Genomic DNA, 19,478 nt, shown 5'->3' with positions numbered 1-19,478 from the left:
CCCATTTCGATGACAAAATTCAGCCTACTGTTGGGCGCGCTGCTGGCCATGCCACTGCGTGCCGCCATACTCCCCCTGCCGCCTGATACCCAGGCCTATGCCGATTCGCTGACCCAGCTGACGTTCTGCTATCCCGCCCTGCAGCGCCCTCCCTATCTGGAAAAACAGGGGGGATTGCTCATCGATCAGATGCAACGCCTGGCACAGCAGCTGCCGGTGCCGTTGCAGTTTGACAAGCTGCCCAACTGGTCGGCGGTAGAGCAGGGTCTGCAAGAGGGGCGCTGCGATCTCATCCCGCACATAGGTCCCTCCCTGCATGCCCAACCCGGCATGGCACTGAGCCGGGCCATGCTGGAAGCGGAGTCCGCCATCCTCTACCGGGGTGAGCTGGAGCAGGCCTCCTTCCTGGTCTCGCCCATCTGGCAGTCGACCGAGGTGCTGAAGCGACTCTATCCCCAGTCGTCCCAACTGGCCCTGACCGATGCCGATAACTGGTACTCGGCCCTGATCGCCGGCAAGGGCAGCGCCTACCTCGGCGATTACCTGCAACTGCGCTACCTGATGCGGGAATACCCGGACGAGGGGCTGCGCCTGCGTCGCCTGCGCAGTGACGAGCTGGTGGTCAGCTACCGGCTGATGATGCGAGACAGACCCGAGCTGCAGCAGCTGATCGACACGGCGATCCGTTTCCTCCCGCCGGGCAGCCTCTACCGGGATCTGGGCCGCTACTTGCCGCAGAGTGAGCAGGACATCAACCCGCTGCACTTCACCGACAAGGAGCAGGCCTGGCTCATCGGGACCTCCCGCACCATCAAGCTGGTGGCGGATCCCGCCTTCATGCCCTACAGCGGCGTCAATCAGCAGGGCCAGCTGGTCGGCTGGAGTGGCGATGTGTTGCGGCGGGTGAGCAGGCAGACCGGGCTGACCTTCGAAGTCATCCCCGTCGCCAGCAAGGAGGAGGCGCTGGCCAAGCTGCGCAGCGGCGAGGCCGCCATGATGGCCGGCCTGCTGGAGACGCCGGCGCTCAACCGGGAATTCGACTTTACCCGCACCGTGGCCATGAGCCGCTATGCCCTGGTCAGCCGCAAGTTGGGGGCCCATCAGCGGCTCGATGAGGTGAAGGGCAAGATAGTGGTGCCCAAGATGCTGTATGACACCAGCCTGCTGGCCAACTTCGGCCGGCATGACTGGCTGCGGGTCGACAGCCTGATGGAGGGATTGGATGCGGTGCAGGAGGGAGAGGCCGACGCCATGCTGGCGGAGCTCTACCAGCTGCAATATCCGCTGCGCAACAACCAGCTGGCCGATCTCAGCGTCAAGGAGCTGCCGGAGAGCTTTGGACTCGGCTTTGCCATCAGGCATGATCAGCCCAGGCTGGCCGGGGTGATCGAGCAGAGCCTGATGACGATCAACGATCGGCAGAACGACGAGCTGACCCAGCGCTGGCGCCGGCTGGTGCTGACCCAGCAGAGCGGCGTCAGCTATGGCTTCTGGCTCGGCTCCGTATTGCTGGCGCTGTTGATCAGCGCGGCGGTGATCTGGTCGATCTGGCGCTCCCGCCAACAGCTGGCCCTGGAGGCCCGCGAGCGGCGCAAGGCGGAGCAGGCGCTGGCCCAGGAGAGCAAGTTCAGGGAGTCCCTGTTCCAGGCACTGCCCATGCCCGTGTTCCTGCGCAACGATAGGGGCGAGATCATCAAGCGCAACAAGCAGGCCAAGCGGCTGGAGGCGCGCTACTCAGCGGAGCTGATCCTGCCCGAGCCACGGCTGCAAGGGGCAGAGGGGGAGCTCCCCCTGCGCGAGCAGGTCTACTCCTATGCCCAGATCCCGCTGCAGCTCGGCCCACAGACCCCGGCCGGCGATCTCATCGCCCTGTCCGACATCAGTGCCCTGCGCGAGCGCACCCGGCTGCTGCACCAGGCGGAGCGGCGGCTGCGCGCCCTCACCAATACGGTGCCCGGGGTGGTGCTCCAGTTCACCCTGCAGGGCGGTGCCATCACCGGGGTGGAATTCGTCAGCCGCGGCAGCTACGAGCTGCTGGGGCTGGCCAGCCAGCAGATCCGGCTCAACTCCAATGCGACTCTCACCCGGCTCGCGCGCCAGGACAGACGCAAGATGCGCGCCCCCATGCTGGCCATGTTGCAAGCGGGGAGTCCCTTCTCCCATCTGCTGCGTTACCAGCACCCGACCAAGGGCTCGCGCTGGTTGCAGTTCTCCGGTCGGGGGCGCAGCCAGGGGAAGGGGTGGCGGGTCTATGGGGTGGTGCAGGATGTGACCGACAGGGTCGAGCAGGAGCATGCGCTGCAGCTCTCCCACGAGCAGGCCCAGCAGGCCGTGCTCGCCAAGGGACGCTTCCTGGCGGCCGTGAGCCACGAGATCCGTACCCCCATGAATGCCATCCTGGGGCTGCTGGAGTGGCTCGATCAGACCGAGCTCTCGGCGGAGCAGGCATCGGTGCTGACCCACGTCAGGCAGGCGGGCAACGAGCTGCTGGGGCTGCTCAACGACGTGCTCGATTTCAGCCGCAACGAGAGCCGCCAGTTGCGGCTTTCCCCGCAGCCGACCGATCTGGTGGAGCTGTGCGAACACGTGGCGGCGGTGCACTGGTCCAAGGCGCGCTCCAAGCGGTTGCAACTGCGCCTCGCGCTGGATACCAATCTGCCCGCCCTGATGGAGCTCGATCCTCACCGGGTGCAGCAGGTGCTGCACAACCTGCTCGCCAACGCCATCAAGTTCAGCCTGACCGGCGAGGTGGTGCTGTGGGCCCGCCGGCAGGGGGAGTGGCTCTGCTGCGGGGTGGATGATCAGGGGCCCGGCATCAGTGCCGAGCTGTTGCCTCGGCTGTTCCTGCCCTTCGAGCAGGGGGAGGAGCCGGGCCAGCCAAGGGCACAGGGGACCGGGCTGGGGCTGGCCATCAGCCGCCAGCTGATGGAGCAGATGGGCGGCGAGATCCGGGTCGAGGCCCTGGCCACCGGCGGCAGCCGCTTCACCTGCTCGCTGCCGCTGCGACCATTGCGGGAGAAGTCACCCTGGCAACCCAGGGTCAATGCCCTCAGCCTGCGGCTGGCTGGTGCTGAGCTGGAATACATGCGTGGCTGGCTGGTCGAGATCGGCGTGAGCGAAGACCTTGACGGGCCTTGCCTGAGCGCTGAGCTGGACGAGCGGGGCCTGCGTTACTGGTCCTGGCAGGGGGAACCCTGGATCCCGGGCTCCGTGGTCAGTCTGCTGCAACCCAGGCTCGCCAGCGAAGGCGGCGAGATCGCGGACCTGCCGGGGGCCGGCATGCGGATCCTGCTGGTGGAGGATCACGAGGTGAACCGGGTGCTGATCGGCATGCAGCTCAGCCAGCTGGGGGCCGAGGTGCTGAGCGCCGCCAATGGCCGGCTGGCACTGGATATCCTGCAGCACGAGTCGGTCGATCTGGTGCTGACCGATCTGCAGATGCCGGTGATGGATGGTGCCGAGCTGTGCCGTCAGCTGCGGGACTCCCCGCGCTGGCAACAGCTGCCGGTCTACGTGATCACCGCCGATCTGAGTGAGCAGGCGGCAGAGCAACTGGCCGACAGTGGCTGCCACGGCCATCTGGACAAGCCGGTGATGCTGAAGGAATTGGCCATCTTGCTGCGCAGCCTGTCCGGGCAGACCGCGGTTACCAGTCAGGAGGAGGAGACGCCCCAGCCCTGGTCAGAGCTGGCGCCGCTCAGCGCCGAGCTTATCAGCCTCTATCTGGCCTCTACCCGCCAGGATCTGGCCGACATTGCGGACTGCGTCACACAAGGGGATGAGCGGGCCCTCAATACGGCTTTACACAAGATGAAGGGGGCCGCCAAAATGGTGGGAGCAGCGGCGCTGGTCGAGGTGATTGAGCGCTGGCAGCGAACCCCCGAGCAGCCCCTGATCGAGTCACTGCGCCATGCCGTGGATGAGGTCTGTCGGCAATTGGGCAAGAGGGTATGAGATGATCATCACAGACGAAGAGTTATTGGCGCTGCTGGAATCGGACGTGAGCCTGGAGCCAGGGTTCCATCCCGTCAGCATCTATGCCCTTGACGCCGCGTCCCATCAGGCCGTGCAGGCGGCAGGGGTGCCCGAGTACGCCAGCTTGCACCGCACCCAGCCCGAGCCTGGCTGGCAGTGGGAAGCGTTGTTTGCCGCCGGTGCCATCGCGCTGTTCGAGCCCGCCGCCCATGCCGGGGCCAGCTATCTGCCCCGGCTGATGACCCGGGGGCAGGGCATCTACCAGCTCTCCGATCCCTGGCTGGTGGGCTTACAGGAGCGGGAACAGGGGTGGCGCGACTGGTTGGCAAGATTGCAGGTGCTGTTGCTGGAGGATCACCCCTTTCAGGGGGCCTGCATCCAGCAGGAGATCCAAGCGCTGGGGCTACCCTGCCAGTGGGTACAGGACGGCGATGCCTGCCTGCGGGCCCTGGAGCAGGGCGAGGTGCGACTGCTGATCTGCGATCTCAGCCTGGCGGAGCAAGATGCCATCAGCCTGTTGATGAGCCATCCCCAGTATCAGCACAGCGGTCTGCCCATCATACTGCTCTCCGCCCACGATCAGACCCTGATCGACGGGGCCCGTCGCCTGCTGCACGACGCCGGTTTCAACGTGCTGGCCGCGCTGGCCAAGCCGCTGCAGAGCGACGATCTGCTCCGCCTGCTCAAGACCCTCTATCTGGGGCCCCAGCGTCAGCGCCGACTGAGCGGGTTGAAGCGCACCATTCGCAGTTGGAATGGCGAGGTGCGGGGTCAGCTCGGCCTGCTGGCAGATGCGGCCTCGTCCAGCTTGCCCATCTGGCTGGCCGTGAGCGGGCTGCCACCCCACTGGGAGCAGCTCAAGACGTGGCTGGAGCAGCACGGCCGCCTGGCGGGCGAGCTGACCCTGGTCATCCACCGGCGCGATCAGCTGCTGAGCAAGGCGGATCGCTTCGCCCTGGTGCTGCAGGCCAGCCTGGCCGGGGCACGTCTGGCGCTGCTGCTCGACAGCATTCAACATCTGCCGTTCGACAAGCTGGAGCGACTGCCGCTCCAGCACCTGCTGCTGGGACAACACCTGTTGCCGGAGCTGGAGGCGATGGCGACGGACTCCCTGCTTGACCGCTTCATCGGCCGGGCCAGGGAATTGGGGATCGCCATCTATATCGACGATCCCTTCAACCTGCTCGATGCCTCCCCCTGGCAGGATCGCGGCATCATGGGGCGCTGGTGACCCGCTATCTGTGCTGGCCGGCCGACGTGGCTCGTCTGCGCGCGGGGCTGGCGGGCTGGCCTCATCCCACCAGCCGGGGCGCCCTGCCTCTGGTGATGGTGGTGGGGGGCCTAAGTTGCCGGTTGCAGGAGTTGGCGGGGGCCGATCCGGCGCCTCTCGAGGCCGCCTATGGGGAGCTCAGCGAACAGAGCGTCTACCTGCGCTTCATGCGCCCCAAGCAGCCACCCACCCCCTCGCAGGTGGCCTTCTTCCTCGATTACCCGCGCGCCGCCCAGATTGGTCTGCTGCTGACGGATGCCGCGGGCCGCCCCCTGGCCGTGGCCCAGTCCATCCGGCGGCGGCTGCACCCGGATCGGGCCGAGTTCTCCTGCATAGTCGCGGATCACTTCCAGCAGCGGGGGGCGGGGCGCCGCATCCTGCTGGCGCTGGCGCTGCTGGCGCGGGCGGAGGGGATCCGGGAGTGGACGGCGGAGGTGCTGAGTCAGAATCGCCCCATGCTGACTCTGCTGCGGGGTCTGGGGCTGCCGCTGACCCTGGTGACGGGGCGGGAGATGATATTCGTCAGGCTGGACTTGAGCGTGCTCGACGGCCTGGATCAGGATCGCTCATAAGACCAAGGGCGAATGGGCTGGCCCGCCCCCCTGTGCTAAGGTCAGCCTGATAATCAGTCGGAGGAAATCAGCCATGGTGCAGTCGGCTAAACATATCGTGATCCTCACCGGTGCGGGCATCTCGGCCGAGTCCGGTATCAAGACATTCCGGGCCAGTGACGGCCTGTGGGAGGAGCACAGGGTTGAGGATGTGGCCACCCCCGAGGGTTATGCCCGGGATCCCGAGCTGGTGCAAAGCTTCTACAACTCTCGTCGCCAGCAGCTGCAGCAGCCCCAGATCCACCCCAATCCGGCCCACTACGCCCTGGCCAGGCTGGAACGCCTGCTGCCGGGGCGCGTCACCCTGATCACCCAGAACATCGACAACCTGCACGAGAGTGCGGGCAGCAAGAACCTCATCCACATGCATGGCGAGCTGCTCAAGGTGCGTTGCCCGGTCTCGGGCCAGGTGCTCGAGTGGCGCGGGGCGCTCCACCAGGAGGAGCTCTGCTCCTGCTGCCAGTTTCCCCAGCCGCTGCGACCCCATGTGGTCTGGTTTGGCGAGATGCCGCTCGGGCTGGATCGCATCTATGGCGCCCTGGCCCAGTGCGATCTGTTCATCTCCATCGGCACCTCGGGGGCTGTCTATCCGGCGGCCGGTTTCGTGCACGAGGCGGGGCTCAACGGTGCCCATACCATAGAGCTCAATCTGGAACCGAGCGAGGTGGGCAGCCAATTCGATGAGAAACGCTACGGTCCGGCATCCGTGCTGGTGCCGGCCTTCGTGGATGAGTTGCTGCAACGGTGCGGCGTGCACCAGCCCAAGGCGGTCGACGGACACAACTGGATGGAGATGCGCGGCCCATAACTATTGTGTAACACCACAGTTGCATTGGCTTGATGAAGCCGCCACACTGGCCCATAAAATATGGGGTGCAGTCGGCGTAATCATCATGAGCATCTTGAAGCATTGGATCGCGTTTTTCCTTCTGGCCCTGATCACGGCCAGCGTGCAGGCATCGACTCCCTTGCTGCAGCTGATCCTGCCCGACAAACGGGAGATCAGCCTCGACGAGGCGGCCCTGGCGGCCCTGCCGCAGGTTGAATTCAACACGGAAACGCCCTGGACCCAGGGCATGCACCGCTACCGTGGTGCCACCCTGGCGGGTCTGCTGGCGGCGCAGGGGGTGAAGGATGCCCGCGAGATCGAGGTCTTCGCCCTCAATGGCTATCAGCAGCGGGTGGATCTCGCCCTGTTTGCCGAGGCGCCGCTGACCCTGGCGCGCTATCAGGATGACAAGGCGCTGACCCGCCGCAACAAGGGGCCGCTCTGGCTGCTGGTGCCGCTCTCCGCTCATCCCCAACTCAATGTCTCCGCCATCCATAACAGCATGGTGTGGCAGGTGACCCGCATCGAGGTCCTCCCTTGACGCGCCGTCACCGCCACAATCTGCTGCTTGCCGCCATCTCGCTGCTGTTCCTGTTCTCGTCGGTGTGGAGTCTCTACCTGCAGCATCGTCACGAGCAGCTGGTGGATACCTTCTATCGCAACATCCACTGGAACATCAGCCAGACCATGCTGGAGTCCCAGCGCTTCCTCTATGACTTGCGCCTCTATCGGGCGGGGGCGCTGGAGATGGAGGTCCTGAGCCTGGATTACGACCTGCTGTGGAACCGGCTGGACATCTTCCTCATCAGCAGCGAGACCGCCGATGCCCGTGGTCGCTACGGGCTGGGCAAGGTGGTGGCGCAGCTGTTTGATCAAATCAAGCTGCTGGAGCCCCAGATGCAGGCCGGTGCGCTGCAGGAGGGGGCCGCACTGGATCGCACGCAGGCCAGGATTGTCGAGCTGACCCACCAGGTGGAGCAGATCGGCAATCAGATCCTCTCCGGCCAGGAGCGGGAAGCCTCGGTCAACCAGATCCGCCAGAGCCTGTTCTGGCTGCAGATCTGGCAACTGATCCTGCTGGTGACGGGGGGCGTCCTGGTGTTTGCCCTCATTCGCGTCAATCTGCAGAACCGTCGCCTCTCTCTGCTAGATCCCATGACCCGGCTGGGGAATCGCCGCGCCTTGCAGGCGCAGCTGAAGCAATCCTTGCGGCTGGGCCGTGCCCAGGCCTTGGTGGTGCTGGATCTGAAGCGGTTCAAGCAGGTCAATGATCTGCTCGGTTATCAGGTCGGCGATCGCCTGCTGCAGACGGTCGCCTCCAAGCTGCGGCAACAGTACCCCGGCCGGGCCTACCGGCTGGGAGGGGATGAGTTTGCCGTGGTGCTGGCCGGTGGTCAGGAGGCCATCGAACAGCAGATGGAAGGGATGGTGGCCTTGCTGAAGTTCGAGTTCGTGACCCGGGAGAGCAGCTTCGATCTGGCCTGTCGGTTCGGGGTGGCGCAGGCGGAGGGGGAGGATGCCGGCATGCTGCTGGAGCAGGCCATCCTGGCCCTGAATCAGGCCAAGCGGGATGACGCCACCCTGATCTGGTTCCAGCCTGCGATGAAGGCGGCCCTGAACATGGGTCAGCGGCAGTTGCATCAGCTGCGGGAGTGGCTGGCGGGTGCCGCCCCATCCCCGCTGGAGACGATGTCAGAGGAGCTGGAAGACGAGCGGGGGCAGCGGGTCCTGGCCATCAGCCTGCGCTGGCGGGTGGGGCAGCAGCCGTGCGATGTGGACTGGATGCAGGAACGCGGGGTGCTGGGCCCGGTGGTGGCGCGGCTGTTGGCGGAGTCGACCCACCCCTTGCCCGTGTTGCTGGTGCTGCATCAGCAGGCGCAACTGGCCCATGTGCTGGCGTACTTGCCCGCCTTGCCTGCGGCGTCGCTGATCCTGGCGCTGCCGACCCTGACGGAGGATCCCCTCCTGCTGGAGAAGATGCGCCAGCGTGGTTGCGTGCTGGCGTTGCATGAGCTGGGCAGTCGGGTCCCCGAGCTTCTGCGATCCGGCTGGCCGGTGCGCTACTGGCTGCCCGAGCCTGCCGATCACGATGTCTTGCTGCAACCCCTGGCGCAGCGGCTGGGCTTGCTGCGCCTGAGTCGGCTCGGGGCGGAAGAGGAGATGGAGGACAGGGTAGAACAGCGCGAGCAGCCGTATTGAATCGGCATAGACAACAAGGGCGGCCATTGGGCCGCCCTTGTTGATCTTGCGCCTTGCCATGGCTGGCGGCTAGGAGTGGTGCGGTGTCTCGGCGGACGGGAAGGGGGCGCAGGAGTCCCTGATCACCAGGTCAGGGTCGACCGTGATCATCCGGTTGTCGATCCGCTCCCCATTGATCCGTGCCAGCAGACGGGTGACGGCGAGGCGACCCAGCTCCTCCTTCGGCTGGTTGACCGTGGTCAGCGGGGGTGACATGTACTGGGCCAGCGCCACGTTGTCGTAGCCGACGAGGGAGAGATCCCGCGGGATGACGAGGCCGGCGCGATGGGCGGCGCTGATGACCCCCATGGCCATCATGTCGTTGCAGACAAAGAGGGCGCTGGGGCGTTCTGGCATGGCCAGCAGGCGCAGCATGGCATCGTGGCCGCTGGCACAGTCGAAATCCCCCTCCTGGATCCAGGCCGGGTTGATGGCAAGGCCTGCCTCCCGCATCGCCTGCTCGAAGCCCGCCAGGCGCTGATTGGCCGGGGCCCGGCTGTGGGGGCCCGTGATGCAGCCGATGGCGCGGTGGCCCAGCGCCAGCAGGTGGCGGGTCGCCAGATAACCGCCGCGATGGGAGTTGTCGGCGATGAGATCCACCTCCTTGCTCTCCATGCCCCAGTCCATCACCACCACCGGCAGGCTCTTGAGCCAGTCGAGCTGGTTGAACACCTCCTGCTGGCCCTCGCTGCACATGATGAGCAGCCCATCCACCCGCTTGCGCAGCATCATCTTGAGATAGGAGAGGGCGGTCTCGGCCTGGCCCTCGGTGTTGCCCAGCATCAGGTTGTAACCCTGCTCGAAGCAGTAACGCTCCACCCCGCGCACCACCTCGGCGAAGAAGGGGTTGCTGGAGGTGGTGACCAGCATGCCGATGCTGTTGGTCTCCTTCACCTTGAGGCTGCGCGCCACCAGGCTGGGGGCATAGTTGAGGCTCTGCATGGCGGCGAAGACCCGCTCCCGGGTCGCATCGCTCACGACGCGGGTCTCGTTGATGACGTGGGAGACTGTGGTGGTGGAGACCTCCGCCAGCGCGGCCACCTCCTTGATATTGGCCATCAGTGCCCCTGCGCGGCTTGCGCGAGCAGGAAGGCCTCCACCTCGGCCTCGCTCGGGATGGAGCTCTGGGCTCCCAGTCGAGTGACCGAGAGCGCGGCCGCGCCGTGGGCGAAACGCACCGCGCCGTGGAAGTCATGGCCCGCCAGCTGCGCCGCCAGCAGGGCGCCGTTGAAGGTGTCTCCCGCCGCCGTGGTGTCGACCGCCGTCACCCGAAAACCCGGGATGAGCGCTTGTTGGCTGGGGTTGCTGCAGTAGACCCCTTGCGCGCCCAGGGTGATCATCACCTCCTGGATCCCCAGCTGATGGAAGCGGGCAGCCGCCTCGCGGGCACTGGCCTCGTCGGTGACGGGGACCCCGGTCAGCAGCTCGGCCTCGGTCTGGTTGGGGGTGATGAGATCCACCAGCGCCAGCAGTTCCGCGGACAGTGGCCGGGCGGGTGCCGGATTGAGCACCACCCGGGTGCCATGGGCACGGGCCAGCCGGGCCGCCTCGAAGACGCTGTCGAGCGGCACCTCCAGCTGCAGCAGCAGGGTGTGGGCGTCGGCAATCATGGACTCGTGGCGCTTGACCATCTCGGGGCTCAGGGCGCCGTTGGCCTCGGCGGAGATGCCGATGCTGTTTTCCCCCTCGTCGCTCACGTAGATGATGGCGATGCCGGTGGGGAGCTGGTCATCGCGCTCGACTGCGCTCACGTCTATGCCGTCGGCGGCGAAGCCTGCCTGCATCTGGCGACCGATGGCGTCATCCCCGATGCGGGCTATGAAGGAGACGGGGGCCCCCAGCCGTGCGGCGGCGACCGCCTGGTTCGCTCCCTTGCCACCGGGGACGACCTGGTAGCCGTGGCCGGTCAGGGTCTCACCGGGACGGGGAAAGTGGGGGACGCGCAGCACATGATCCGCATTGACGCTGCCGAGAACTACGAGACGATTCATATCGATCACCCTTGCTTGAGAACATCTTGGCTTGAGTGGGCCCAAGCCAAGCGGCTCTGTAAGAACCAGCAAAGGGGGAGGCGAGCCTCCCCCTCATGCTTACTTGCTGACGATCTGCAGCGGTACCGGGATGGATTGCTCCACCGGCTGACCCTTGAGCACCTTGTCGGCGGTTTCCACGCCGATGGCACCGATCAGGGCCGGTTGCTGGGCCACGGTGGCGGCCAGTTTACCCTTGGCCACCGCCGCCTTGCCATCGTCCGTGCCGTCGAAGCCGACGATCATCACCTCTTTGCCGGCCGCCTGCACGGCGCGGATGGCACCCAGCGCCATCTCGTCGTTCTGGGCGAACACGGCCTGCACGGTGGGGTGGGCGGCCAGCAGGTTCTCCATGACGTTCAGACCCTTGGTGCGATCGAAGTCGGCGGGTTGGGAAGCCAGCACCTGCAGCTTATTGGCGGCCACCGCCAGGGCGAAGCCCTCACCGCGGTCACGGGCGGCGGAGGTGCCGGCGATCCCTTCGAGCTGGATCACCTTGGTGCCGGTCCCCAGTTTCTCGGTGATGAAGTCACCGGCCAGCTTGCCACCGGCCACGTTGTCGGAGGCGATGTGGGCCTTGACCTCACCCTGGGCCGCGCCTCGGTCCAGGGTCAGCACCGGGATATTCGCCTTGTTGGCCAGGCGGATGGCGTTGCCCACGGCCTCGGAGTCGGTCGGGTTGATCAGGATGGCGTCGACCTTGCGCACGGTGAGATCTTCCACATTGGAGAGCTCCTTGGCCGGATCGTTCTGGGAGTCCAGCACCACCAGCTCGTAGCCAAGCTCCTTGGCCTTGGCTTCGGCCCCTTCCTTCATGGTGACGAAAAAGGGGTTGTTGAGGGTGGACACCACCATGGCCAGGGTGTGATCGGCAGCCTGGGCAGTGCCCAGCACGGACATGATGGCGGCGGCGAGCAGGGTATTGAGCTTTTTCATCGTTTCATTCCTTGTGTGTGCATTACTTGCTTTTGTTATCGATCATCACGGCGAGCAGGATCACGCTGGCCTTGGCAATCATCTGGTAATAGGACGAGACGTCGAGCAGGTTGAGGGCGTTGTTGAGGAAGCCGATGATGAGGGCCCCGATCAGGGTCCCCATGATGCGGCCCTTGCCCCCCATCAGGCTGGTACCCCCCAGCACCACGGCGGCGATGGCATCCAGCTCATACCCCATGCCGGCGGTCGGCTGGGCCGATGACAGGCGGGAGGTGACGATGAGGCCGGCCAGGGCCGACAGCATGCCGCACAGGCCGTAGACCGCGAGCTTGACCCTGGCCACGTTGATGCCGGAGAGGCGGGTGGCCGACTCGTTGCCGCCGAGGGCGTAGATGTAACGGCCGAGGCGGGTGTGGTTGAGTAGGTACCAGGCCAGCAGGAAGACGATGGCCATCAGCCAGATGGGCACAGGCAGGCCGAACAGGTAGCCGGTACCCAGCCAGGCGAAGTGATCGGCGCCGTCGCTGAAGCCGGTGGAGATGGGACGCCCCTCGGTGTAGACCATGGTCACGCCGCGCAGGGCCGTCATGGTCACCAGGGTGGCGATGAAGGCCTGCACCTTGCCCTTGGCGATGATGAGACCGCTGACGCCGCCAAGCAGGGCACCGGCCCCCAGGGTGAGGGGCACCACCAGCCAGATCGGCAGCTCCATGGCCACCATGGTCGCCGCCAGGGCGCCGCACAGGGCCAGCACGGAGCCGACCGACAGATCGATGCCGGCGGTGAGGATGACCAGCGTCATGCCGACCGCCATGATGGCGTTGACCGAGGTCTGGCGCAGTATGTTGAGCAGGTTGTCGGCGGTGAAGAAGTTGGGGCTCAGGAAGGAGACCACGCCGATCAGCACCAGCAGCGCCACCAGGGATTTGTTCTCGATCCACCAGGCCTTGCTCATGACGCCACGGCGGGGAAGGGTTTGGGTTGTCATTGTGCTGCCTCTTGCTCTGCTTGCCACTGTTTGCCGACTGCCGCCGCCATCAGTTTCTCCTGATTGGCCTCGCGGGTGTTGAACTCTGCGCTGATGCGCCCTTCGTGCATCACCAGGATGCGATCACTCATGCCGAGCACTTCCGGCATCTCGGAGGAGACCAGGATGATGCTCATCCCCTCCTTCTTGAACTGGTTGATGAGCTGGTAGATCTCCTTCTTGGCCCCCACGTCGACGCCGCGGGTCGGCTCGTCCAGGATCAGTACCTTGGGCCTTGTCAGCAGCCCCTTGGCGATGGCCACCTTCTGCTGGTTGCCACCTGAGAGCAGCTTTATCAGCTGATCCTGACTCGGGGTCTTGATGTTGAACAGGCGCACATAGTCGCTCACCGCCTGGCGCTCGGCCTTGCCGTCAATCTTGCCGTGACTGATGAACTCGCCGAGGGCGCAGAGGCTCATGTTTTCACGCACCGAGAGCTCCAGCACCAGGCCGTCTCCCTTGCGATCCTCGGAGATATAGGCGATGCCGGCGGCCAGACCGTCAGCCGGGGTGCGCGGTACCAGCACCTTGCCATCGACCTCGACAGCGCCACTGCTGATGGGGCTGGCGCCATAGATGAGCTTCATCAGCTCGGTACGGCCAGAGCCCATCAGGCCGCTGAAGCCGAGGATCTCCCCCTGGCGCAGGGAGAAGCTCACCCCGCGCACGCCGGGACCGGCCAGATCTTTCACCTGCAGGCTGACGGGACCGAGCTCGCGCACGAGGCGCGGATATTGCTCCTCCAGCCGGCGACCCACCATCATCTCGATGATCCTGTCTTCGTCCAGCTCGCTCACCGCCTGCTCGCCGATCCACTTGCCGTCCCGCAGCACTGTGACGCTGTCGCAGATCTGGAAGATCTCCTTGAGACGGTGGGAGATGTAGACGATGCCGCAACCCTGCTCGCGCAGCTCGCGGATGACCACGAACAGCTGCTCCGTCTCGGTGTCGGTCAGGGCATCGGTGGGCTCGTCCATGATGATGACGCTGGCATCGAACGACAGCGCCTTGGCGATCTCCACCATCTGCTGCTCGCCAATGGAGAGATCCCCGAGCCGGGTGTCCGGTCCGTGCTTGACCCCGAGACGGGCCAGCAGGCCGCTGGCCCGCTCACGCAACTGCTTGTGATCTATGTTGCCAAAGCGGGTGCGCGGCTCGCGGCCGAGGAAGATGTTGGCAGCAATCGACAACTCCGGCAGCAGGTTCAGCTCCTGGTGGATGATGCTGATCCCCTGATCCTGGGAGTCGCGCGGCCCCTTGAAGTGAACCGGCTGGCCGCGATAGCTGACGGTGCCCGCATCGGCCTGATAGATGCCGGTCAGCACCTTCATCAGGGTGGATTTGCCGGCGCCATTTTCACCGAGCAGGGCCATCACCTGGCCCGGATAGACTCGCAGACCTGCTTCGTCTAGGGCGCGGACACCGGGGAAGGTCTTGACGATCCCGGTGAGCTCCAGAATGGGTGAGGGGATTGTACTCATGGCTGATTCCTTCAAGGCTTAAAACGCCACACCGGCGCAGAGGATCAGGTTGGCGTAGGGAGTCACCTCGCCGCTGCGCACGATCGCCTTGCTCTGGCGGGAGCGGGTCTTGAACGCCTCGTGCTGGCAGTATTCGATGGTGATGGGCTTGCCCTGAGCCAAGGCGTGGGCCTCTAGCTGCGCAACCAGCGCCTGATGGGTATCCGGGCTGATCAGTTTTATCTCGCTCGCCATGATCACCTTCTCCACCACCAGATCGGTGAGCAGGGCGGTCAGCACTGTGTCCAGGCTGGGAGTGCCCGCCATCAGCGCCAGATCGATGCGCTCAGGCCCCGTCGGAATGGGCAGGCCCGCATCGCAGATGGTGATCTCGTCGGTGTGGCCCATCTGTGCCACCAGGGCACTCAGGGGAGCATTGAGCAGCTTGCCTCGTTTCATACAACACCTCGGCGGCATGGGGACCGCATGTCGATATTTATCTGGGCAACCGGTTACGCAACCGGTTGCGTCGTTGAGGCGAAAGATAGGCGCTAACCGTTAAGGGGTCTAGGAACAGATGACGAAAATGTGAAAACGATCTCAGTGATCAGGCCGTAGGAGGGAAAAACGGGTGCCAGAAGAGCACCCGTACCACGGAAAGAAAGGGTCAGAGGAGGAGGGCCTGTTGCACGGCGGGGCGCGCCAGCATACGCCTGGTATGGGCCGCCACCTTGGGAAACTCGTCGATGGCGACCCCGTCACTCTCGAGCCAGCTGGCCACCACGAACAGGTATATGTCGGCCAGGCTGAAAAGCTCCCCCAATACCCAGGGACCGGCCAGATAGTGGTGCTCTATTTCGGCAAAACCCTCGCGCATGTTCTGGGGCATCCTGGCCTTCATGGCGGCGATGGCGTGCTCGTCATCGGCCCAGCGGCTGCCGCGGCGGCCATGGGCATGGGAGACGTGCACCGTCGAGGCGAGGAAGCTGTGCACCTCCTGCATCCTGGCCAGCAGGAAGGGATCGTCCAGGGGGGCGAGCCCCGCATCGGGAAAACGCTGGGCCACGTAGAGCAGCAGGGCCGGGGTTTCGGTCAGCACGCCGCGCTCCGTCACCAGGGCCGGCACCCGCCCCTTGGGATTGATGGCAAGGTAGGCGGGGGTGCGTTGCTCCCCGGCGGCGAGATCGAGGCGCTTGATCTGGTGCGGGGCACCGGCTTCCACCAGGGCGATGCGTACCGCCATGGCACAGGTGCCGGGGGCGAGATAGAGCGTCAGTTCGGACATTGCGGGTCTCCTTGTGTGCGATCGCCGGCCTGTACCCGAGGGCGAGTCGCCGGCGATCAAATGGGTCTTGGGCATCCTACGCCCATGACGGGCATGGGCCAAGCCGGCTGTCGTGATCGCTGGCGCCGGGCCGGCCTGACACCCGCTTGCCATCGCGGCCTAGCCGGGCGCCGGCCAACAAAATCAATGGCTTTATGAACAACAGATAACAGGAAAAACGGCTACGCATGCCCGGTCAAATCGCTATAATGTGCCACCTTGGATCAGTCGCTTTCGATGTTGGACAGTCAATTGAGTAATAAAATGCGGATCGGTGGAACCCTCGAACAATCCCTCAGCCAGGGATATCGTCTGGACCTGCAAGGGGTGGTGAAGGAGGGCTGGCAACAGACCAGGCGCACCGGCTTTGGCCTGTCGCTGGCCATCGCCGGCGTCATGGCGATCTGGATCCTGCTGAGCAACACCCTGCTGGCCCCCTATCTCAGCCGGGAAGGTGACATGGACATGGCGCTGGTGTTGAGCCTGCTCATCACCGTCATGATGTCCCCCATGACCTCTGCCCTCGACATGCTGGGGCTGCAACAGTCGGTCGGGGTGCGAGCGCGCCCGAACCAGGTGTTCGACTTCTTTCGCCACTTCCTGCGCCTCGGTAGCCTGAGTCTGCTGGGCAGCCTGATCACCAGCCTGTTTGGCCCGCTGTTCGAACTGGTGGGGCTGCCGGTGATGCTGGCGTTCATTCCCTCTGCGCTGGTGGGCATGGGGTTGGTGTTCACCGTTCCCCTGGTGCTGGAGCGCGGCCTGCCGCCGGCCCAGGCCATCCTGGTCTCGCTCAAGCTGTTTGCCCGTGGCTGGCCCAGCATAGTGCTGCTGCACGGTGTCATGCTGGCGCTGTTCTTCCTCGCCCTGATCCCCATGGGGCTGGGACTTATCTGGGTGGCCCCCCTCTATTTCAACTGCAAGGGGATCCTCTACCGGGATCTGTGCGGGGTCGCCGTCGAGGTGACCGAGGTAGGGGAGAGCGCAAGCAAAGAGGGCCCCGATCATTTCAACGCATGATGCAAAAGGACGGCATATGAAGCTGGTTCGACATGGCATGGCGGCAAGCTTGCTGCTACTGCCGACCCTTGGGCTGGCGCAGCCCTCGCTGGATCTGCAGTACTCAACCTTCTACAGCCAGATGAAGACCTTCGCCAAGGGGGAGTTTGGCCAGGCGAGACTCGGCTTTTATCTGACCGATCCGCAGACGGGCCAGCGCTGTGGCTTGAGCGCGGCGCGGGTCAGCACCCAGGATAGGGAGGTGACTGCCGAGGTGACGGTGGACGGCGAACTGCGCCTGCCCTATGACGACGATCTCAACCTGGACAAGGCCACCGTAGTGGTGGCGCTGACCGAGCCGCACGCCAGCTGCGATCTGTCGGTGCAGGTGATGGCGGATGCACCTGCGGGGGCGTTCGAGGTGAGCGAGCTGTTGGGGCGTCAGCAGGACATGCAGGCGTTGCTGGACAAGCTGGCGGGCATGATCGGCAAGTACTTCCTGCCGGGGATGGAAGGGGTAAGGGTGAGCCTGGCACAGCCGAGCGGCACCGCCTATCTCATCGATGGCGACCGTCAGCAGGCGCTGCCCTGGCGAGATGGCCAGTTGTTGCTCGACAATGCACTGCTCGCCGACTTTGCGACGGGCAAATTGCAGCTGCAGGGGGAGATCCTGCGACTGACCCCCTGGCTGCACAAGGGTTGATCAGGGCCCGCCATGAATAGAATCCATAAAAAAGGAGCGCCAGGCGCTCCTTTTTTCTATGTGCGGTGCAGGGAAGGCGGTACTTAGCGCACCTCTATCACATCCAGCACGTCCATCTCGTCGATGTTCAGCAGGGGGGCGGTCGGCAGCTCGGGCGGATCGAATGCCTTGTCGCCGCCGTCGATGATGCCGGAATCGCGGTTGATGCTCTTGAAGTCAAACAGCTTGTGATCGAGCAGGTGGCTCGGGATCACGTCCTGAATGGCGGTAAACATGGTCTCTATGCGGCCAGGGAAGCGGCGATCCCAATCCTGCATCATCTGCTTGATGGCCTTGCGCTGCAGGTTCTCCTGAGAGCCGCACAGGTTGCACGGGATGATGGGGAAGGCCTTGACCTCGGCGTAGCGCACCAGGTCCTTCTCCTTGCAGTAGGCCAGCGGGCGGATCACCACGTTCTTGCCATCGTCACTCACCAGCTTGGGGGGCATGGACTTGAGCTTGCCACCGTAGAACATGTTGAGGAACAGGGTCTCGAGGATGTCATCGCGGTGATGGCCGAGGGCAATCTTGGTGCAACCCAGCTCCAGGGCGCTGCGGTAGAGAATACCGCGACGCAGGCGGGAGCAGAGGGCGCAGGTGGTCTTGCCTTCCGGTACCTTGTCCTTGACGATGGAGTAGGTGTCTTCCTCGACGATCTTGAAGTCGACGCCGAGGGCGGCCAGGTACTCTGGCAGCACGTGCTCGGGGAAGCCGGGTTGCTTCTGATCCAGGTTGACGGCCACGAGATCGAAATGGATGGGGGCGCTCGCCTTCAGGCTCATCAGGATGTCGAGCATGGCGAAGCTGTCCTTGCCGCCAGACAGGCACACCATGATCTTGTCACCCTCTTCAATCATGTTGAAGTCGGCGATGGCCTGACCCACGTTGCGCCGCAGGCGCTTCTGCAGCTTGTTGAAACTGTATTTCTCTTTGGCGTTAAGCTCTTCGTGCATGGCCTCAAACCCGGGACAAAAATAAGCGGCTTATTATAGCCATGTCCCGGGGGAGGGCAAGAAACGCTTATGCCGGATGACGCCTGTCGTCCACCGGACAGCTGTAATCGTCCGGTTTGAGGATCAGGATGTCGCAGTTGAGCCGATCCACCACGTGCTCGGCGGTGTTGCCAAGCAGCGCGGCGGAGAGGCCGGTACGGCCGACGCAGCCCATGATCATCAGGGTTGCCTTGAGATCGTCGGCCATGTCGGGCAGCACCTCTTCCGGCAGCCCCTCTGCCACCTTGGTCCACATGTGGCCGATGCCGAACTGATCCGCATGCTCGCGCAGCAGATCCTCGTGGTGCTTGCGGATGGCGTCGTTATAGGCGTTGGGATCGAATTCGGGCAGCTCTATGGCCACATTGACCGGGGTGCCCGGGTAGGTATTGACCAGATAGAGGTTGGAGCCGAGCAGATCGGCGATGGCGGCTCCCTCGCGGGTGATGCGCTCATTGAGCACCTTCTGCTCCAGATCATCGCTTGAGCAGTTGATGGCGGCAATGATGTTGCCGCCTCGTTGCCAATGACCCTCCTTGACCAGCAGGACGGGGCAGGGACACTTGCGCAGCAGGTGCCAGTCGGTCGGGGTGAAGATGAAGGTCTGCAGGAAGGAGTGATGGTGGGTCGCCTTGACCACCAGATCGTGGCGCTGTGCCAGCACTGTCTGGATCACGCATTCGAAGGGGCGGTTGTGCCACACCACCTTGACCTCGCACTCGACCCCCTTGGCACGGTAGGGCTGCAGTATGTCATCGAGCCATTCCCGGCGCTGCGAGATGACCCCATGGCGCATCTCTTCCCGCTCATCCACCGACAGCATGGCCGTCATCTCGTATGAGAAGTCGTAGATGGTCAGCAACAGGGTCAGCTGGGCGCCCTCGTCCAGCTCGGCGATCTTGACCGCCCGTTCGAGCGCGATCTGGCGCTCCTCTTCCGGGTTGATCACCACCAGAATATTTCGGTACTTGACCATGTTCTCCTCCTTGGCAAAAACGCCAATGATGGCAACTCTTTAGCCTTTACAGCTTAGTCCAAGGGGAGAGGT

Annotated in this window: 17 protein-coding genes; 8 read left to right on the top strand and 9 right to left on the bottom strand. The window is 64.6% G+C overall.

The window, feature by feature from the left end:
• Positions 1–9: 9 nt before the first annotated feature.
• The 6 genes from AACW18_RS11895 (at position 10) to AACW18_RS11870 (ending at position 8,884) form a co-directional block, all read left to right on the top strand.
• Positions 10–3,954, top strand: a complete 3,945-nt coding sequence (locus tag AACW18_RS11895) for an ATP-binding protein (protein ID WP_371317032.1) — start codon at positions 10–12, stop codon at positions 3,952–3,954.
• Position 3,955: 1 nt separating this feature from the next.
• On the top strand, positions 3,956–5,206 hold the full coding sequence (locus tag AACW18_RS11890) for a response regulator (RefSeq protein ID WP_218291382.1): 1,251 nt from the start codon (positions 3,956–3,958) through the stop codon (positions 5,204–5,206).
• On the top strand, positions 5,203–5,817 hold the full coding sequence (locus AACW18_RS11885; RefSeq protein ID WP_218329287.1) for a GNAT family N-acetyltransferase: 615 nt from the start codon (positions 5,203–5,205) through the stop codon (positions 5,815–5,817). Before AACW18_RS11890 ends, AACW18_RS11885 begins: the two co-directional genes overlap by 4 nt.
• A gap of 73 nt (positions 5,818–5,890) precedes the next feature.
• Positions 5,891–6,664, top strand: a complete 774-nt coding sequence (cobB, locus tag AACW18_RS11880) for a Sir2 family NAD+-dependent deacetylase (RefSeq protein WP_042652209.1) — start codon at positions 5,891–5,893, stop codon at positions 6,662–6,664.
• 85 nt (positions 6,665–6,749) lie between these two features.
• A complete protein-coding gene (locus AACW18_RS11875; protein WP_218388760.1) occupies positions 6,750–7,226 on the top strand; it encodes a hypothetical protein in 477 nt (158 codons plus the stop codon).
• Positions 7,223–8,884: a GGDEF domain-containing protein gene (locus AACW18_RS11870; RefSeq protein ID WP_218388759.1), complete on the top strand. Its 1,662-nt coding sequence runs from the start codon at positions 7,223–7,225 to the stop codon at positions 8,882–8,884. Before AACW18_RS11875 ends, AACW18_RS11870 begins: the two co-directional genes overlap by 4 nt.
• Positions 8,885–8,953: 69 nt before the next feature.
• Here the strand turns inward: AACW18_RS11870 and AACW18_RS11865 are convergent, their stop codons facing one another.
• From AACW18_RS11865 to AACW18_RS11835, 7 genes are all read right to left on the bottom strand, one after another.
• The gene (locus AACW18_RS11865; protein WP_218388758.1) at positions 8,954–9,982 is read right to left on the bottom strand and encodes a substrate-binding domain-containing protein; all 1,029 of its coding nucleotides are present in this window, start codon (positions 9,980–9,982) and stop codon (positions 8,954–8,956) included.
• Positions 9,982–10,914, bottom strand: a complete 933-nt coding sequence (gene rbsK / locus AACW18_RS11860; RefSeq protein ID WP_218388757.1) for a ribokinase — start codon at positions 10,912–10,914, stop codon at positions 9,982–9,984. Before rbsK ends, AACW18_RS11865 begins: the two co-directional genes overlap by 1 nt.
• Before the next feature lie 99 nt (positions 10,915–11,013).
• On the bottom strand, positions 11,014–11,889 hold the full coding sequence (rbsB, locus tag AACW18_RS11855) for a ribose ABC transporter substrate-binding protein RbsB (RefSeq protein WP_033131835.1): 876 nt from the start codon (positions 11,887–11,889) through the stop codon (positions 11,014–11,016).
• A 22-nt stretch (positions 11,890–11,911) separates the two neighbouring features.
• Positions 11,912–12,877: a ribose ABC transporter permease gene (gene rbsC / locus AACW18_RS11850; protein WP_025327024.1), complete on the bottom strand. Its 966-nt coding sequence runs from the start codon at positions 12,875–12,877 to the stop codon at positions 11,912–11,914.
• On the bottom strand, positions 12,874–14,397 hold the full coding sequence (gene rbsA, locus AACW18_RS11845) for a ribose ABC transporter ATP-binding protein RbsA (RefSeq protein WP_218388756.1): 1,524 nt from the start codon (positions 14,395–14,397) through the stop codon (positions 12,874–12,876). The genes rbsC and rbsA overlap by 4 nt, the downstream gene beginning before the upstream one ends.
• 18 nt (positions 14,398–14,415) lie before the next feature.
• Positions 14,416–14,835, bottom strand: a complete 420-nt coding sequence (rbsD, locus tag AACW18_RS11840) for a D-ribose pyranase (protein ID WP_218388755.1) — start codon at positions 14,833–14,835, stop codon at positions 14,416–14,418.
• 208 nt (positions 14,836–15,043) lie between these two features.
• Positions 15,044–15,661: a glutathione S-transferase family protein gene (locus tag AACW18_RS11835; RefSeq protein ID WP_218388754.1), complete on the bottom strand. Its 618-nt coding sequence runs from the start codon at positions 15,659–15,661 to the stop codon at positions 15,044–15,046.
• A gap of 303 nt (positions 15,662–15,964) precedes the next feature.
• Between AACW18_RS11835 and AACW18_RS11830 the strand changes: the two genes are divergently transcribed.
• Positions 15,965–16,717, top strand: a complete 753-nt coding sequence (locus tag AACW18_RS11830; protein ID WP_042653806.1) for a hypothetical protein — start codon at positions 15,965–15,967, stop codon at positions 16,715–16,717.
• Positions 16,718–16,733: 16 nt separating this feature from the next.
• On the top strand, positions 16,734–17,399 hold the full coding sequence (locus tag AACW18_RS11825; protein ID WP_218388753.1) for a DUF2987 domain-containing protein: 666 nt from the start codon (positions 16,734–16,736) through the stop codon (positions 17,397–17,399).
• A gap of 83 nt (positions 17,400–17,482) precedes the next feature.
• Here the strand turns inward: AACW18_RS11825 and ttcA are convergent, their stop codons facing one another.
• Positions 17,483–18,391 carry a tRNA 2-thiocytidine(32) synthetase TtcA gene (gene ttcA, locus AACW18_RS11820; RefSeq protein WP_218291392.1) on the bottom strand — a complete coding sequence of 303 codons (909 nt, stop codon included), beginning with the start codon at positions 18,389–18,391 and terminating at the stop codon, positions 17,483–17,485.
• Positions 18,392–18,458: 67 nt separating this feature from the next.
• Positions 18,459–19,406 carry a universal stress protein UspE gene (gene uspE, locus AACW18_RS11815; RefSeq protein ID WP_218329278.1) on the bottom strand — a complete coding sequence of 316 codons (948 nt, stop codon included), beginning with the start codon at positions 19,404–19,406 and terminating at the stop codon, positions 18,459–18,461.
• Positions 19,407–19,478 lie beyond the last annotated feature (72 nt).

It is taken from the genome of Aeromonas sp. sia0103, from assembly GCF_963895295.1.
GTDB classification, from domain to species: Bacteria; Pseudomonadota; Gammaproteobacteria; order Enterobacterales; family Aeromonadaceae; genus Aeromonas; species Aeromonas encheleia.
This window is presented reverse-complemented; position numbering and strand designations above follow the sequence as displayed.

Bases quoted from the DNA above. Each gene is read 5' to 3' on its own strand.
- rbsK (WP_218388757.1), bottom strand. From the start codon at position 10,914: ATGAATCGTCTCGTAGTTCTCGGCAGCGTCAATGCGGATCATGTGCTG.
- AACW18_RS11895 (WP_371317032.1), top strand. From the start codon at position 10: ATGACAAAATTCAGCCTACTGTTGGGCGCGCTGCTGGCCATGCCACTG.
- AACW18_RS11825 (WP_218388753.1), top strand. From the start codon at position 16,734: ATGAAGCTGGTTCGACATGGCATGGCGGCAAGCTTGCTGCTACTGCCG.
- cobB (WP_042652209.1), top strand. From the start codon at position 5,891: ATGGTGCAGTCGGCTAAACATATCGTGATCCTCACCGGTGCGGGCATC.
- rbsC (WP_025327024.1), bottom strand. From the start codon at position 12,877: ATGACAACCCAAACCCTTCCCCGCCGTGGCGTCATGAGCAAGGCCTGG.
- AACW18_RS11865 (WP_218388758.1), bottom strand. From the start codon at position 9,982: ATGGCCAATATCAAGGAGGTGGCCGCGCTGGCGGAGGTCTCCACCACC.
- AACW18_RS11875 (WP_218388760.1), top strand. From the start codon at position 6,750: ATGAGCATCTTGAAGCATTGGATCGCGTTTTTCCTTCTGGCCCTGATC.
- rbsD (WP_218388755.1), bottom strand. From the start codon at position 14,835: ATGAAACGAGGCAAGCTGCTCAATGCTCCCCTGAGTGCCCTGGTGGCA.
- rbsB (WP_033131835.1), bottom strand. From the start codon at position 11,889: ATGAAAAAGCTCAATACCCTGCTCGCCGCCGCCATCATGTCCGTGCTG.
- uspE (WP_218329278.1), bottom strand. From the start codon at position 19,406: ATGGTCAAGTACCGAAATATTCTGGTGGTGATCAACCCGGAAGAGGAG.
- rbsA (WP_218388756.1), bottom strand. From the start codon at position 14,397: ATGAGTACAATCCCCTCACCCATTCTGGAGCTCACCGGGATCGTCAAG.
- AACW18_RS11890 (WP_218291382.1), top strand. From the start codon at position 3,956: ATGATCATCACAGACGAAGAGTTATTGGCGCTGCTGGAATCGGACGTG.
- ttcA (WP_218291392.1), bottom strand. From the start codon at position 18,391: ATGCACGAAGAGCTTAACGCCAAAGAGAAATACAGTTTCAACAAGCTG.
- AACW18_RS11830 (WP_042653806.1), top strand. From the start codon at position 15,965: ATGCGGATCGGTGGAACCCTCGAACAATCCCTCAGCCAGGGATATCGT.
- AACW18_RS11835 (WP_218388754.1), bottom strand. From the start codon at position 15,661: ATGTCCGAACTGACGCTCTATCTCGCCCCCGGCACCTGTGCCATGGCG.